The 15,137-nt window shown below is 60.9% G+C and carries 14 protein-coding genes and 1 pseudogene; 6 read left to right on the top strand and 9 right to left on the bottom strand.

The window, feature by feature from the left end; all coding sequences use genetic code 11:
- The 3 genes from tnpC to tnpA all read right to left on the bottom strand — a co-directional run.
- Positions 1-1,266 (bottom strand): IS66 family transposase (gene tnpC, locus MKK75_RS20100; RefSeq protein WP_244044286.1); only part of this gene is annotated, 1,266 nt, incomplete at its 3' end.
- A 57-nt stretch (positions 1,267-1,323) separates the two neighbouring features.
- On the bottom strand, positions 1,324-1,671 hold the full coding sequence (tnpB, locus tag MKK75_RS20095; protein ID WP_244044285.1) for an IS66 family insertion sequence element accessory protein TnpB: 348 nt from the start codon (positions 1,669-1,671) through the stop codon (positions 1,324-1,326).
- The gene (tnpA, locus tag MKK75_RS20090) at positions 1,668-2,021 is read right to left on the bottom strand and encodes an IS66-like element accessory protein TnpA (RefSeq protein ID WP_244044284.1); all 354 of its coding nucleotides are present in this window, start codon (positions 2,019-2,021) and stop codon (positions 1,668-1,670) included. Before tnpA ends, tnpB begins: the two co-directional genes overlap by 4 nt.
- 117 nt (positions 2,022-2,138) lie before the next feature.
- Here tnpA and MKK75_RS20085 point away from each other — a divergent pair.
- A pseudogene (locus tag MKK75_RS20085) lies at positions 2,139-2,297 on the top strand (transposase domain-containing protein); the annotation flags it as partial.
- 122 nt (positions 2,298-2,419) lie between these two features.
- Complete coding sequence (locus MKK75_RS35815; protein ID WP_313901878.1) at positions 2,420-2,671, top strand: DUF6429 family protein; 252 nt, start codon at positions 2,420-2,422, stop codon at positions 2,669-2,671.
- A 225-nt stretch (positions 2,672-2,896) separates the two neighbouring features.
- Here the strand turns inward: MKK75_RS35815 and MKK75_RS20075 are convergent, their stop codons facing one another.
- The 4 genes from MKK75_RS20075 to MKK75_RS20060 form a co-directional block, all read right to left on the bottom strand.
- Complete coding sequence (locus tag MKK75_RS20075; protein WP_244044282.1) at positions 2,897-4,030, bottom strand: glycosyltransferase family 2 protein; 1,134 nt, start codon at positions 4,028-4,030, stop codon at positions 2,897-2,899.
- A gap of 20 nt (positions 4,031-4,050) precedes the next feature.
- The gene (locus MKK75_RS20070) at positions 4,051-5,019 is read right to left on the bottom strand and encodes a hypothetical protein (RefSeq protein ID WP_244044281.1); all 969 of its coding nucleotides are present in this window, start codon (positions 5,017-5,019) and stop codon (positions 4,051-4,053) included.
- 1,173 nt (positions 5,020-6,192) lie between these two features.
- Complete coding sequence (locus MKK75_RS20065; protein WP_244044280.1) at positions 6,193-6,951, bottom strand: acetyltransferase; 759 nt, start codon at positions 6,949-6,951, stop codon at positions 6,193-6,195.
- Between the two features lie 33 nt (positions 6,952-6,984).
- Positions 6,985-8,280 (bottom strand): hypothetical protein, encoded by a 1,296-nt coding sequence (locus MKK75_RS20060; RefSeq protein WP_244044279.1) that lies wholly within the window; start codon positions 8,278-8,280, stop codon positions 6,985-6,987.
- A gap of 224 nt (positions 8,281-8,504) precedes the next feature.
- Between MKK75_RS20060 and MKK75_RS20055 the strand changes: the two genes are divergently transcribed.
- Both MKK75_RS20055 and MKK75_RS20050 read left to right on the top strand, forming a co-directional pair.
- Complete coding sequence (locus MKK75_RS20055) at positions 8,505-9,836, top strand: class I SAM-dependent methyltransferase (protein WP_244044278.1); 1,332 nt, start codon at positions 8,505-8,507, stop codon at positions 9,834-9,836.
- A gap of 263 nt (positions 9,837-10,099) precedes the next feature.
- Positions 10,100-11,029: a GDP-L-fucose synthase gene (locus MKK75_RS20050; RefSeq protein WP_313901877.1), complete on the top strand. Its 930-nt coding sequence runs from the start codon at positions 10,100-10,102 to the stop codon at positions 11,027-11,029.
- A gap of 59 nt (positions 11,030-11,088) precedes the next feature.
- Here MKK75_RS20050 and MKK75_RS20045 read toward each other — a convergent pair whose 3' ends face one another.
- Complete coding sequence (locus tag MKK75_RS20045; RefSeq protein WP_244044277.1) at positions 11,089-12,513, bottom strand: discoidin domain-containing protein; 1,425 nt, start codon at positions 12,511-12,513, stop codon at positions 11,089-11,091.
- Positions 12,514-12,683: 170 nt separating this feature from the next.
- Here MKK75_RS20045 and MKK75_RS20040 point away from each other — a divergent pair, with 170 nt between their 5' ends.
- Positions 12,684-14,135, top strand: coding sequence for a discoidin domain-containing protein (locus tag MKK75_RS20040; RefSeq protein WP_244044276.1), 1,452 nt, complete (start codon positions 12,684-12,686; stop codon positions 14,133-14,135).
- Positions 14,136-14,211: 76 nt separating this feature from the next.
- Positions 14,212-14,526 (top strand): hypothetical protein, encoded by a 315-nt coding sequence (locus MKK75_RS20035; RefSeq protein WP_244044275.1) that lies wholly within the window; start codon positions 14,212-14,214, stop codon positions 14,524-14,526.
- Positions 14,527-14,570: 44 nt separating this feature from the next.
- Here MKK75_RS20035 and MKK75_RS20030 read toward each other — a convergent pair.
- Positions 14,571-15,137: CatB-related O-acetyltransferase (locus tag MKK75_RS20030; RefSeq protein WP_244044274.1), on the bottom strand; the 567-nt coding region annotated here is incomplete at its 5' end.

Here is a 15,137-nt window from a genome sequence, read left to right as displayed (position 1 = left end):
CAGCGCCGTCCAGCGCACCAGCATGTAGCGGAACGCCTTGGCGAGATCGGAGCCGCCGGAGAGCTGCAGCAGGATCATCTCCGCCCAGGCCTTCAGGGCTGCTGCGAGCGGTTGGGATCGGGCTTGGCGCTGCCGCAAACGCTCGTCGGGTGGCTTGCCGCTAACGGAGCGCTCGACCTCATAGATCGCCCCGATCCGTTCCAGCGCCTCGAAGGCGACCGCCGAGCCGATCCTGGCATGAACATCGAAGAACTTGCGCCGGGTGTGCGCCCAGCAGGCGGCCTCAATCAGCGCGCCGCCCGGGCGACGGGCCTCGTAGAGCCCGTTGAAGCCGGCATACCCATCCGTCTGAAGCACGCCGGAGAACGCCGCCAGATGCGTGAGCGGGCGCTCGCCCTTCCGATCCGGTGAGGCGAAGAACACGGAAGCCGGCGGACGCACCCCACCGTGGGGGCGCTCGTCGCGCACATACGCCCAGAGCCGGCCAGTTCTCGTCTTCCCCGCCCCGGGCGCCAGGATCGGTATCGTCGTATCGTCACCGTTCAGGACGTCCGACCCGGCGATCACCTCCGTGCGCAGGAGATCGACCAGCGGGACCAGCGCGGCGGCCGTGGCGCCCATCCAGCCGGACAGGGTCGAGGTCTGCAACGTGACGCCGTCACGAGCATTGATCTCGGCCTGACGATACAGGGGCAGGTGATCGTCGAACTTCGCCACGGCGATATGCGCGAGCAGCCCGGGGCCGGCACGGCCGCGGGCGATGGCGTGGTAGGGCGCGGGGGCCTGCACGACGGTCTCGCAGGCGCGGCAGGAGAAGGCCTCGCGCACGTGGCGCACGACCTTGAAGCGGCCGGGCGCGTAGTCGAGGCTCTCCGTCACGTCCTCGCCGATGCGGCGCAGGCGACCGCCGCAGGCCGGGCAGGCGCAGGGGCCGGGATGAGCGACGGTCTCGCGCGGCAGATGATCCGGCAGGGGGCGGCGCCCCGGCCCTCGGCTTGCCGCCTCGACCGCTTCGGCGACGACCGGAGCCGCCGCGAGGCGCTCGGCCTCGTCGACCTCCAGGGCCTCGATGGCGAGTTCGAGCTGGTCGACGCGGGCTTGCAGCTTCTCGGACGAGACGCCGAACTGCACCCGCTTCAACCTTGCGAGTTCGCCGCGGAGCTTCTCGATCAGCGTGTTGGCATGAACGGCGTCCCTCGCCATGCCGACGATCATGCGTTTGAGCGCATCCACGTCATCCGGCAGCGAGGCAGGATCGAGAGCCATGTCAATAGCTTAGCTTGTACACGACAGCTCCGCCAGCCCCTTCGGGCGCGGCCGCCCTCAGCCCGCGATGCGCGGCCGGTCCGTGCGCTCGGGCGCCCGCCAGTCGATCCCCTCCAGCAGCATCGCGAGCTGAGCCGGTGAGAGCGCCGCCGCGGCCCCTGCCGTCCCCGGCCAGACGAAGCGCCCCTTCTCCAGCCGCTTCGAGAACAGGCACAGCCCCTGGCCGTCCCACCACAGGACCTTGATCAGCCGCCCCGCACGGCCGCGGAAGACGAAGGCCTGACCGGAGAACGGATCCTGGTGGAGGTGATCCTGCACCAGCGCGGCGAGCCCATCGAAGCCCTTCCTCATGTCCGTGTGGCCGGTGGCCAGCCACACGCGTAAGCCCGAAGGAACGGGGATCATCGATCCAGCAGCGCCGCGAGGAGATCCCGCACCAAGGCCGGATCGGCACCGGCCTCGGCACGCAGCCGACGGCCGTCGGCCAGTTCCACCTCGATGGCGCCACCCGGCGCCCCTTGGTCACGCGTCGGCAGCCCCACCGGTGCCGGCAGTGCGAGCGGAACGAAGGGAGGCGGAACCGGCCGGGCCGCCGCCCGCTCCTCATCCCAGGCCTCGCGTCGCCAGCGAAAGAGGAGCGATGGCGTCAGGCCATGGCGGCGTGCCACAGACGAGATCGACGCGGTAGTGCTCTGCGCCTCGTCGAGGATCGCTCGCTTTTCCTCACGCGTCCACGAGCGACGCGTGCCGGCCAAGACGATATGGGGTAAGATCGTAGGTCCAGACATAGGGCGGATACAGGCCTTCGCGACAGCACTGTATCCAGGTCCAGGATCTAATCCCGCAAGGCGCCTGCCAACGAGCGCTTACCGCTGATCCAGACCGCGCGCCTCAACGGCGTCGACCCGCAAGCGTGGCTGGCCGATGTGCTCGCGCGCATCAACGAACACCCCGCCCGCGACCTCGATGCCTTGCTGCCGTGGAACTGCCTGCAACCTGCCGCCACTCAGCTCTTCTTCGACGCCGCCTAACGCAGCCAATCTACCGCGACCGGAACGCCTGCGGCCCAGGCCGCATGCTTACAGCCCTTCCAGGCCCGACGCTCGTCGTGGAGCGTCAGCCACAGAAGGGCGAGTACCGCCTCGTCGATGCGATCCTCGCCGACCGACATCCCAGCAGATTAGCACGTCGCGCTCAGACCGGGCGTGGTGCCAGCCGATCGGTTACGATGCTCCACGACGGGCGTCGGGCCTGGAAGGGCTTTGACAGGGCCGTGCTTGGCCGTCTCCACGCCAAGGGGCTCATCGCCGATCCGGTCGGACGCGCCAAGTCGGTGGTGCTGACCGATGAAGGATTGCGCCAATCCGAAGCGCTGTTCCGGACCCTGTTCACGCGGCCCGACTGATGCGCCAGAGTCGGAGCGTTCTCAGGCGACCGCTTGGAGAGTGGGTGTGCATAGGCCGGGTTGCTGAGCATGCGGTCGATCATGCTGTAGGCTGGTCGTACCCACACTCCTGGTCCACTAACATCAGAGCAGATTAGCACGCCGCGCTCACAGCGGACGTGGTCCCAGCCGAAAGGTTACAGTTCAACGAAACTTTGATGTGAAATTCATAATCAAAGCGAAGCCTCATGATTTTGTCTTGCTGCTGAAAGAAAAAAGGGCAGACCAACCTCTCCGGGGGAGGGGTAGGCCAACATCATAATGATTATCCGAAGGAAACTGCTCAGAAGAATTCGAGTCTATAACACGCTCCGCACGGTTCAATTTTTCCAGAAGATTTTCAGCCTCGCGCATACCGAATGGGTCGGCGTCAGATAGCATATTAGCAAATGTTCGCCAGTTATATCCAGCGTGATGGAAGTGTTGAGCTGCTTCGGGCTGAGGGAATCTTTGCACAAAAATAGTCAAGCCATACATCTTCGCCCAAATATTGGGGGACTTAATACATGCCTCGAGGAGCAATAGATAGTTCGGAGCGTCAGTCGGAAGAGTATTCACTTCTGGGAAAATGATGCGCAGATCGGCTGCGGCCAAGCATTCGTAGTGCCGGAAAACATACGCGGATTCCCATCTAAGTCGCACGCGGCTGTCGACCGTATCTGCACTGGTGTTTGTACCAGCTTGATGGATACGGTATCGGCAAAGCTTCTCTGGAAGCACCTCTATTTCCCATCTGGTGCAAATCCTAATCCAATAATCAAAATCAGCTAACTGTACCAAAAGTGGATGATATAGGCCAATTTCATCTATAACTCGCCTTCGAATCATAGGTGTGATACCGGCAAGACAGTTGCCATATAGAAAAAAGTGACGGAGCCAAGAAAGTCGCGGACGATTTTCATGCGTGAAAATCTCCTCATAGATCGTATCAGACAGTACCGCGTCAGTATCGTCGATAACTTCGATAAGCGAAAAAACAGCTCCTAGTTCCGGTTTTTTTTCGAGTACTGATAATTGAGCCGCCAGTCTGCGTGGAAGCATCACATCGTCCGATGCCAAAAGTGCGACATATTCGCCGCATGCCGCTCGCAGGCAACGGTTAGTATTTTCATTGGGGCCGGCGTTGATAGTATTTTTTATGATCCGAATGCGATCGTCCGCATAGCTTTCGATAATCTGGACTGTCTCATCTTGCGAGTTGTCGTCAGAAATGACAAGCTCAAAGTCTTGTATGGTCTGTTGCAGCACGCTCTCTATGCATCTGCCAATGTATTTCCCGTGACTGAATGACGGAATACAGACGGAGATTTTAGGGCGCATTTTGAGTTTCCAGTGAGAAATTAAGGAACCGAGATCCGATAAAACTGATGGGCGACCGTCCGAGCGCCAAACATTTCCTTTTGACGTAACAAACCGATGTTGAGCCTTCTTCCCGCATCTTCTGTAGAAATTCCAAAGCTAAGAAATCTCCGGTCTGCGAAAACCACTGAAATTAGGTGGTATAAAATTAAATCTAGGCCGCCGTTTGCGCGACCACGATGGTTGCTGGCCATGTATTGTGTATGAACGCATTGCCCGAAGTCATAAATCAAAATTCCAGAAATGGCCTCGCTGTCGTTCTGCTGACGAGCTACAAACAGCCGTATACGATCTGGAAAATTTGCATGGAGTTGTGCGAGTTCTTCTGCCGTATGTACCGGATTAGCGTCATGTTTGACCAAAGCCGTGGAAAGCATTTGGTAAAATTCGCCGAAATCAGTCGATTCGAAGACTTTAATACCTGCGGATCTTGCTTTCTGTAGGTTGTGTAGGCGACCTTTGCTCCAGCGGGGTTTGGTTTGCATATCAACAACTGAAGAAGCATCTACACGAAATAGCTCGGCGCCACAGCGGAATAGGCAATATAAGTCCTCATCCGCAAAGTTTCGATGGAATGTCCTTGGTACAACTTTGTAAATGAGCGATCCAAATTTATTTGACGAAAGCCAGCCAATCATATTTTCGAAAATTTCTAACATTGTTGAAAGTGTCATGTCATTAGCTGAAACCCAGCCTCCATAAGTAAGTCCCGCGTGACTTACCAAGGACAGCCCATCCGAGGTCTGTTGGCAGTTGGCAGGTAGAATTGCGATAGGTTTTTTCGTCCCATATCGGAAGGCCAGTAGCGAACAATCTGTAAATCTGTCTTTATGGTAGTCCATATACGCACGCTCAAAAAGGAAAGTACCATTTTTACTGCTCGCGACGAAGCCATCCCAAGCAGCTTGAAAGGACTCATTATACCGAACCAATTTAATCTCGTCGCTCATTTTAGATGACCGCTCCAGACTGCGTAGCCAAATCCAGATGCCCCGGTGCCGTTCCCACCGTAAAACAGTAAGTCCGATCGTCGATCTCAACCTCAACTAGGTAACACACTACTTCATCATCCTACTTCTCAGATTCGGCGGCAATGAGGCTCTCATCGTTGACGCGGTTCTAGCTGAAACCGTCGTCTGAGTCTGCAATTCCTGAACCGTAACGTTTCTCCAGAGTATCAAATGATAATCGCAGTTCGAACGATCCGTCTATTTTTTCTCACTTTCGGACGTCCGATTCTGTACTCGTTCTCGGACGGCATTAAGCAGATTGCTCCTTGCTGCGGACGCGTACTGATGCCGTCGTCGTTTTCAGCCGATCTTATATGATAACGAGAATATTGTATCCCTCCGATCGTCTCCCAGCCGTCGCCGGCCGCATACCAAATCTTGTATTTATCACCATGCCGCATTACCGTATGTGTTGCCCGGATGAATGCTCCATCGGAATGGCGATCCATTTTGGGAGTCTCTGAAACGCGATAAAAAGTCTCGTCTTTATCATGAGAGACGGCAAGACCGCTGAAAGCGAGAAATTTGGCTTGGTTGGGTATCTGAAATCCGACATATTACATGCGAATTTTCTTCAGGACTGATGCGGACTACATCACCGAAATATTACGCCATTGTCATCAAACGTGCCGGGCGCCCTGTATCAAGGACAGGCGTTTTGCTGACGGAAATTATACGCGAAGGATTCGACGGATCTACGTCATCATAATCTAAGCGACTTAATCCAAGTGCGGCACGAACGCCGCCAAATAGTTGTATAACTCCGTTTCTTCTCTGGTATGGTTGAGGCGTTAGTACCCCAAATCTTTTATCTGCCCATTTGCAGCTCCCGTCAGGCGTGAAGATGGGTCCTTTCTTAAGCCGCATGCTATGGTCTCGCTTATCTCGTGACACTGCGGTTCGTCGAGGTCCACTCGGGCGCACATGGCGTTCTTGCATCAGGCGCTAGACCGCACTCAACAATTTGGCTGGATTTCACCACTAAGCAGGGTGCCGTGCCTAATGGCGACGGTGTTTATGGTTATTTTCTTTGCTCTTTCTGACACCAACTGAGGCTGACTCAAGCGTATAAACAAATCACGTGTAGACGCCCCAGACACGCTTTTCTGCCATTCAGGGCCGTGCTTTCATCAGCCTTTTGGCGGAAATTTTTGTTGCAGTAGCGGGTGATCCTTTGATGACCCGATCAGGATCCAACATGTTTGTTGTCACTACAGATGCCATCGCTACAAAATTGTCTTCAGCGATAGTTACATGGTCGGCAAACGCCGTATTTACTCCAATAAAACATCTTTCGCCTATCTGACAGTACCCAGAAATTACTACGTGCGAGGATACGTAAACACCGGATTTGATTTGTGTTCTGTGCCCAATGTGATTGCCGCTCCATAGAACCACGCAGTCGCCGATGGTGCAGAATGGTTGGACGACATTGGCTTCGAAAATAAAAACATTTTCTCCAATCTCGACATTGTCCCACACGAAAGCATTTGAGCTTATATAATTTGCGAATTTGTATCCCAAGGATTTTAGTTTTTTAAATATTCGTTCCCTGACCGTGTTTAATTCCGTGTAGGTAATGGCAATGTGCACCGAGAAGTTGTCGGGTGGAAATAGAACCGTTAGATCCTCAATCGCAACCAATGGTTTGTCATTGACCGTTTCTGCCGTCTTGAAAGTGCTTTCGACAGCGAAGGCTACCACGTGATAGTCTGAGTCCTTTGTGAAATACTCGTCGGCGATTTTGGCAAATTCGCCTGCGCCCACAATGACGAGCGACCTCTTCTGTGTGGTGGACAGAAGACCACTTCTCCCTTGTTCCGTCGTGAGCTGGGTTTGTCTGCCACTTATTTGGTCGTGTGCTGTTTTCATGTTAACCTCAAGCGCGAGATGCGCGTCCTAAATCTAATCGGGCTCGCTGCCATTTGCGAGGTGCCCATATACGCGCACGTCTTTGAGATGGAGTGGAGCTTCGGCATCGAGCATCACCTTGACGAAGCGAGCCGCCTCGTTCGCCACGTTCACGACCAATGGGGTGATGGCGTCCCACTCCGCACTCACGGCATCGTAGACGAGACGGAGGTCGTCGCCGGTCCGGCCGACATGGAGCTGCAGCCGGTTGGCGCGCCAGGCGAAGCGAGGGGTAGGGCGGTTGAGGATCTCGATCATCTCGATATGATGGAGGGTTCCGAGGTCGAGGATCCACCAGGGGCGTTCCTCGTCATCCGTATGGAAGAAGAAGTCCCGGTCTTCAACGGTGTTGTCCATGACGCCGTGGTCGGGCGACCAGACCGACGCGGAGCTCTGGCGCCACGTCTTGCCATTGGAGATGCAGCGGGCGCTCAACCGCTCTTTCACGAGTGCTGTCTCGAACAGGCTCAGCATTTCCTGGAAGTGCTTGGTGAAGATGTTTTCCCCGAACCGGATTGCTGGCAACGTGAACCCGTCGCGGATCAGCAAGTTGCTCAAGACACTCTGGTCATGCCGATGCTCTTGGAAGCCCGATAGGTTGTCCAGCCCGCAGGTGTTGGGAGCGTCGGTCAGGATCCGTGCATCCCGGCAAAATTCCAGCCACGCCGATACGAGGTTGCGCGTCTCCGGGCTGGCGATAAAGCCCAGATAGGTCGCTATCACCTGTTCCTCGTCCCAGTACCGGCTGGCGTCGCATCCCATGTAGTGGAAGCAGTCGCGCTTGGTCCATAATCGGTTGGGAGCGGGTTTGCGCGAGATGGCGATGCGGCGGTCGCCGCCCGACAGCCAGGCCAGCATCGGCAAGATCGAGTGTCCGAGCACGTTGCCGTCTTCGGGCAGGCAATCGTTGTAGACGATCAGGTCACCGTCTTGGCACGCCTCGAGCGCGCGCCAGAGGAGGTAGGGTTTCCAGAGCCAGTAGCCCTGCCCTCGCGACTGCTGGAGGATATCGCGGTTCTGATCGAAGAAGGGCATGGCCTTGATGAGATCGAAGCCCCAGCTCTCGATGGTGTGGAACTCGCCTGTCGCAGCCGCTGCGGCGGTAAATGTCCTCTGACGCTCCACGTAGCGCTGCCCCGACGCGAAGGTGACGAGGACGCGGCGGACGCTGCGGAATCGATGTCGTAGGTCGAGCAGCGCCGCCTCGCGTTCCGCAGCATATTGGCTGTGATAGCTGTTGCCTCGCAGCTGGCTCGCGCGACAGGCGTCGTCTTGAACGTCAAAGATCATCGGATGTTCGTGGCTAAATCCTGCGCCGGACATGTCCGACGCGCCTGCAGAGGAATTGCGATAGGCCGATACATTATCTGTTGGCCGATAATTATTGTCGATTGAACGTTGCGTAACCATACTGACTACGTCCGCGATTCGGTTCGGGTTGCTTCGCCCACACCCGCCGGTTATCAACCGCGTCCAACGAGCCGGGCCCCGGCGCGGCGTTCGAGCGCTCAACGATGCACATCATACACAAGACGCATTGCCGGGTGTGTGGCAACCCGGCACTCAAGCCGGTGATCGACCTCGGGATGCAGTATCTGCAGGGCTCCTTCGTCAAGCCCGGCGTTCAGGCGCCACCGAAGCGGCGCATCCCGACCCAGCTCGTGCGCTGCGACATCGCGGCGAACGAGGATGCGTGCGGCCTCCTTCAGCTCGCACACTCGATCCCGCCCGCCATCCTCTACGCCAACTACTGGTACCGCTCGGGCACCACGCAGACGATGCGCGACCACCTAGCCGGGATCGCGGGGCTGGCGCAGGATCTGCTCGGCCGACGCCCGGCCCGCGTCCTCGATATCGGCTGCAACGACGGGACGCTGCTGCGCTTCTATCCCGAGGGTGTCGAACTCTGGGGCGTCGACCCGTCCGATATCGCGTCCGGCCTGGCTCATCCAATCCAGGTGATCAACACCGTCTTCCCCTCCCCCGAGACGGAGGTGCGGCTGAAGGGCAAGGCGTTCGACGTCGTCACGTCGATCGCGATGTTTTACGATCTCGAGCGCCCGGTCGAGTTCGCTCGGCACATAGAGGGTTTGTTGGCCGACGCGGGCATCTGGGCCCTCGAGATGTCGTACATGCCTTTGATGCTGATCAAGAACTCGTTCGACACCGTCTGTCACGAGCATCTCGAGTATTACAGCCTCTCGGTCCTGCAGACCATCATGGCGCGGGCCGGGCTGCGCATCTTCAAGATCGAGTTCAACGACGTCAATGGCGGCAGCATCCGCTGCTGGTGCTGCAAGGCCGCCTGCTTCGCGTACGACACCGAGGAGGCGCGCGACCTCATCCGCCGCGTGCAGGTCCGCGAGTTCGAGATGGAGCTCGACACCGACACGCCCTACGACGCGTTCCAGGCGCGGCTCGACCGGCTGCGGGCGGAGATGACCGAACTCGTCGGCCGCATCCGCGCCGAGGGCAAGACCATCCACGTCTACGGCGCCTCCACCAAGGGCAACGTCCTTCTGCAATGGTACGGGCTCGACCATCGCCAGATCCCCTACGCCGCCGATCGCAACGAGGACAAGGTCGGGGCGATGACGCTCGGGACCGATATCCGGATCCTCAGCGAGGCCGAATCACGGGCGATGCGCCCCGATTACTACCTGGTCCTGCCCTGGCATTTCCGGGCGGAGTTCCTGGAGCGGGAGCGCGAGACCATCCTCTCCGGCACCAGGATGATCTTCCCGCTGCCCGAGATCGCGATCGTCGGGCCGGAGAACGTCGACGCTGAGATCGCGCTGGCCAAGGCCGAGCGGGCCGAGGCCACGCGCTACCTCGCCGGGGCCTGAGGCCGGAACGGCGCGGTGGACGAAGGGTGGCCCGGACGCGCGACCATCCTGCCGCCGTAAATGGCGCCGACACACGGGCCGCGCCGCGGGAACCGTGAGCGCGATCACATCAGCGATGAAGGAAGGCGGCGGGCGTTGACCGGCCACGCATCCTGCCACGGGGACGGGTGATGGAAACCACGAACAGCGGTGTCGCGGGCGAGATGAGGCCGGGCTCGGGCGGAGCCGGCACGGACGCAGCGCGCGACGCCGCCGCGAGACCGATCTACGATCTGAACGGCAAGCGGGTCTATGTCGCCGGCCACCGGGGCATGGTCGGCTCGGCGATCGTCCGCCGGCTGGCGAGCGAAGGCTGCGAGGTGCTCACCGCCGGCTGGCCGGGGATCAACCTGATGGAGCAGGCCGAGGCCCGCGCCTGGATGGAGGCCCACCGGCCCGACGCGGTGTTCCTGGCCGCGGCCAAGGTCGGCGGCATCCACGCGAACGCCACGCGACCGGTCGACTACCTCTACAACAACCTCATGATCGAGGCGAACCTCATCGAGGCCGCCCATCGCGTCGGCGTCGAGAAGCTGCTGTTTCTGGGCTCGTCCTGCATCTACCCGAAATTCGCCCCTCAGCCGATCGTCGAGGAGAGCCTGCTCACGGCGCCCCTAGAGCCGACGAACGAGCCGTACTCGATCGCCAAGATCACCGGCATCAAGCTGTGCGAGGCCTACCGCCGCCAATACGGCAGCGACTTCATCTCGGGCATGCCGACCAACCTCTACGGCCCGGAGGACAATTTCGATCTCGAGACCAGCCACGTCATGCCGGCGCTGATCCGCAAGGCGCACGAGGCGAAGCGGGCCGGCGCGCGCGAGTTGGTGATCTGGGGGACGGGCTTACCCCGGCGCGAGTTCCTGCACGTCGATGATTGCGCCGACGCGCTGGTCTTCCTGATGAAGCACTACAGCGACCTGACCCACGTCAACGTCGGCTCGGGGAGCGACGTGACGATCCTCGAACTCGCCCGGCTCGTGGCGGAGGTGGTGGGCTTCGAGGGCGAGATCGTCACCGATCCGTCGAAGCCGGACGGGACGCCGCGCAAGCTGATGAGCGCGAGCAAGCTGCAGGGGCTCGGCTGGACGCCGCGGATCGACTTGGCGGACGGCCTGCGCACGACCTACCAATGGTACCTGGAGCACTGCTGAGCGTCCGCCCGGCCGGCCGGTGATGGCCGCGCCGGCCCGTCAGCGGCCGGGGTACCGGCTCAGATCCGATCGTCGAAGGCCAGGTTCTCGGCCGGGTATTCGACCATCAGCCGGCGCTGAGCCTCGGAATTCGTCCACTCGCCGATCTTCATGTAGCCGCCGCCGACATCCCGGACCTCGACGACGTGGCCGACCGTCTCGATCGACTGGAAGCCCTGCGGCCAATTGCACGAGAAGTAGAACACCTGATCAACACGCTCCGACAGGTGGCAGACGCCGGGTCCAAAGGAGCCGAAGCCGAAGACAAGGTAGCGACCATTGGCGATCGCCGCGACGTCGTCGACAAGCGTGCCGCTCTGCGTCGAGAGCGGAAGTCCGATGCCCTCGACATACGCCTCTAACGCCGGGATCACCGGATTGGCCCGATTCTCGAACACCATCCTCACGGACCTGATGCGATCCTCGGCCAGGAGGCGCTCAATCACCATCCGGTAGAAGGCCAACGGCGGCTGCGGGTAGTTCGGATCGATCCAGGTGCTGAAGATATCGCCGGAGCGGATGTGGATGATGAGCTGGTCCTCGGGCTTGTCCGGAAAGACCGCCGGCAGACCGTTGAACACCTGTCGGATGTAGGTGTGGACGACTTCGCGCATCGACATCGGGCTGCGCGCATTCACCATCTGCTGAAACGGTACGTCGAAGAACATGCCTGAGAGGAAGTAACCGTCGTCCGGCAGAGGCTCGTCAGCGGGGATGAACGTGATCCCGTGACACGTCAGGCGCTCTTTCAGGAAGATCGCCTGGCTCCGATCGATCTTCGGGATCTTGATGAGCTTGAGGTCCAGCGCGCGGGCTGCCGAGATCGCGACGTAATACTGCACGAGGCAATTGCCGAACGCGCCGTTTTCGAGGAGCGCGATGCCGACCAGTGCTTTCGTGCGCGGGCGCTCCGCACTTACGAGGCTGTAGGAAGTGTGCAGCACCGCCCCTGGGCGCTCGTGGAGGATGTTGAAGTCCACGTCGAGCAGCTTGCGAAAGACGATCAGGTCGAGCGTTGCCGCCTCGCACCAAACGTGCAGCTGCGCGAACTTCATCGTGGCGTCGGCGGTACTCGGGGTGGCAGAGACGCGAACATGGCGCGTCCAGCTCGTCTCCCCGGCCGCGATGACGGCGCGGATCTCGCCGTCCGCTCCGGTGCTCGCTATGACATCCGGCTCGATCCAGGTCAGTCCGTCGGACGAGAAGGCGAGCCGCACGGCGGCGCCCTCCCCCGGCCAATCGGGATCGTTCCAGCGGACCGAGACGGCGTGGATCGGAAATCGCATGCCGAGGTCCACTTGGAGCGCGGACGCCTGCCCCTCGCCACCGCGAGCTTGCCCATCCTCGGCGGCGGATGCGAGCGCCCGCACAACGGAAGTCCGGGTCACCTCGCGGGTGATCGCGAGATCGACAAGGTCCCCTGCCCGATCGGCTGCTGCGGTCATGCGATCCTCACGTTGTGACCTCTCACTGCCACCGCGTGAGGCTCGGATCGCCTAGCCGGATGACGCAAGGCCATGCAAGCCGTGGAGGGGCATCGAAGCGGCCGGCGGTTCTCCGCGCGGTGGGATGGCTGCGGTTGACCACGCGCCGCCCACCTGCTCAGACACCGGCGATGACCGCGCCCTTCGACGACCCAGACCTTTTCGTCAACGTCGCCCTCGGTAAACCGGCGACGCAGAGCTCCCGACCTTGGTGGTGCCCGCTGGGCCCGGAGGGGCTGGTCAACGGCGATTTCAGCCAGGAATACAACACCCACACGGACGTGGACGAGCCGGCGTGGTGGCAGGTCGATCTAGGACAGCGCCTCCCATTGTCGGCGATCGTCGTCCACAACCGGCGCGAGCTGGCGCGGGAGGCCGCGCGCTCCCTTCGGATCGAAGTTTCCGAGGACGGCCTGGCCTGGACGCTGATCCATGCGGGGCTGACGCATTTCCGGGCACGCGGCCAAGCGAGTCCCCTACAGCTCCCGCTCGCTGGCTTGGCATGGGCTCGCTTCGTCAAGGTGTCCCTCGACGAACGACAGCCGCTGGTGTTGACTCAGGTGGAGGTCTTCGTCGAGCGACCGGCCCTCGAACTGATCCGGCTGCGGGAGCGCATCGGCCTCGATGTCCCGCTCCTCGCCGAGGCGCCGAGCGCAGTCGAGCAGATGAGCTACGCCCTCGTCGGGGCTCCCGGCACCCGCGACGCGCCGCTGATCGGTCTCTCGCTCGTGCTCAACCCCGCCCTCGGCAACGGTCTGATGCAGCACGCGATGGCGATCGCCCTCGCCCGCCGGCTCGGCCTGAAATACTTCAAACTGGCCAAGCGGGACATCAGCGGGGTGATCGCGCGCACCGAGCCGGTGGACCTCGGCGGCATCACCTTCTTGCCGAACACCCATCCGTTACCCGAGGGTGGCTGGTTCCTCGAGGGGTACTTTTGGGAGTTGGAGCACCACTCGCGCTTCGCCAAGGACCTGCTCACGCCACACGAGAAGCGCGAGATCGTCCGCACGATCATCCACCCGCTGTTCAACCTACTGCCCCCGGTCTTCGAGCCGAAGCCCGAGGATGAGCTGATCATCCACATCCGCTCGGGCGACGTGTTCAGCACCTGGGTCAACGCCGCCTACATCCAACCGCCGCTGGCTTTCTACACCCTTGTCATCGATCGCTTCCTGCGAGCCGGCCGCATCAGCCGCGTCAAGCTTGTCTATGAGAATCGGATGAACCCGGTGATCGATGCGCTCGAAGAGCACCTCACGGCGCGCGAGATCCCGTTTTCCGTGCAGAGTGGGACGATCGTCGATGATACCCGCGCGCTCGTGAACGGGCGTCATCTCGTGTTCGGGTTCGGGACCCTGGGTCCGGCGATCTGCTACCTCTCCGAGACCGTCGAGACCCTGGTCTCGTTCGCCAATGGCTACGATCACAAATTCCAGGAAATCCCGACCGTCAAAAATGTGATCGAGGTGTTTGACGCCGGTGACTACATCAAGCCGGGCGGCTGGAACAATTCGCCCGAGCAGCGCCGGATGATGGTCGAGTACCCTGAGGCGAACCTGCGCTTCGAGGGGACGATCTGATCCGACGAGGATACGAGCCGATTTGGCAGGAAGCGGCACGCTTCCGCCGGCGTGCGATGCGAAGGGATGGAGACACGTGCAATTCTACGAGCTGATCGTGATCGAGAGGGGCAGCGGACGCACCCTGTCGCGCTTGCCGCCCGCCGAACAGTCCTGGGGGACATTCAGCCGGGGCGAACTGATCCGCCTCGACGGGGGCTGCTTTCCGATCGATCAGGTGGTCAACACCTTCACGAGCCGCGACGCTTCAACAGTCTGCACCACGGTCCTACTGTTGGGTCCGATCCTGCCCGAATCCGCCCTGGGCGTCGCCATCCCGGAAGCGGCCGCGCCGCCTGGGCCGACACCATCCCCGCCGGACCTAGGGCGCCGTAGGTGGTGGCGCCGCTGATGCGTTCGGAAAGCGCGACAGCGCTCTACGCGGCACAGGCTGGATTAACGCGTCAGGGTCTGATCGAAGCTCTGGGCGAAGGCTTGCAGGCTGATCGGCTCGGGCTTGTACTCCTCGATTCCCCCCGCGATCCGCTCCTCCACGGCATCGAGGAACTTCTCGGGGTCGGTGATCGAGCACTGGCGCAGGTCCCAGAAGGCGTAGCGCCACCATTGCACCTTCAGGTAACGCTCGATCAGCGCGTCGGGGAAGCGCATCTTCACGACCCGGGCCGGGCTGCCGGCGACGATCGCGTAGGGGGGCACGTCCTTGGTCACCACCGCCATGGCGCCGATCACCGCCCCGTCCCCGATGGTGATGTCGGGCATCAGGAAGGCGCCGTGGCCGATATAGACGTCGTTGCCGATGCGCACGCGCTTGGGCCACAGATACGGCCCGCAGATCTCGTAATCCGCCGCCCGCGGCTCGGCGCGGTCGAGCACCGCCGGGTGGTGGGTGTAGAACAGCGGCGAGGTCGAGCCGCACTGGACCGGGTGGCTGCCGCGCCCGACCTGCACGCTCTCGCCGATCGAGACGTAGCGGGCGATGTCGGCGCCGAAATAGTAGCCGCT

It is taken from the genome of Methylobacterium sp. J-030 (genome assembly GCF_022829545.1).
Lineage (GTDB): Bacteria > Pseudomonadota > Alphaproteobacteria > Rhizobiales > Beijerinckiaceae > Methylobacterium.
Note: the sequence above shows the minus strand (reverse complement) of the source record. Positions and strands in the feature narration are given on the sequence as shown.

Excerpts from the sequence above, each read along its gene's own strand:
- tnpB (WP_244044285.1), bottom strand. The coding sequence starts at position 1,671 with ATGATCCCCGTTCCTTCGGGCTTACGCGTGTGGCTGGCCACCGGCCAC.
- MKK75_RS20075 (WP_244044282.1), bottom strand. The coding sequence starts at position 4,030 with ATGCGCCCTAAAATCTCCGTCTGTATTCCGTCATTCAGTCACGGGAAA.
- MKK75_RS20070 (WP_244044281.1), bottom strand. The coding sequence starts at position 5,019 with ATGAGCGACGAGATTAAATTGGTTCGGTATAATGAGTCCTTTCAAGCT.
- MKK75_RS20065 (WP_244044280.1), bottom strand. The coding sequence starts at position 6,951 with ATGAAAACAGCACACGACCAAATAAGTGGCAGACAAACCCAGCTCACG.
- MKK75_RS20060 (WP_244044279.1), bottom strand. The coding sequence starts at position 8,280 with ATGATCTTTGACGTTCAAGACGACGCCTGTCGCGCGAGCCAGCTGCGA.
- MKK75_RS20055 (WP_244044278.1), top strand. The coding sequence starts at position 8,505 with ATGCACATCATACACAAGACGCATTGCCGGGTGTGTGGCAACCCGGCA.
- MKK75_RS20045 (WP_244044277.1), bottom strand. The coding sequence starts at position 12,513 with ATGACCGCAGCAGCCGATCGGGCAGGGGACCTTGTCGATCTCGCGATC.
- MKK75_RS20040 (WP_244044276.1), top strand. The coding sequence starts at position 12,684 with ATGACCGCGCCCTTCGACGACCCAGACCTTTTCGTCAACGTCGCCCTC.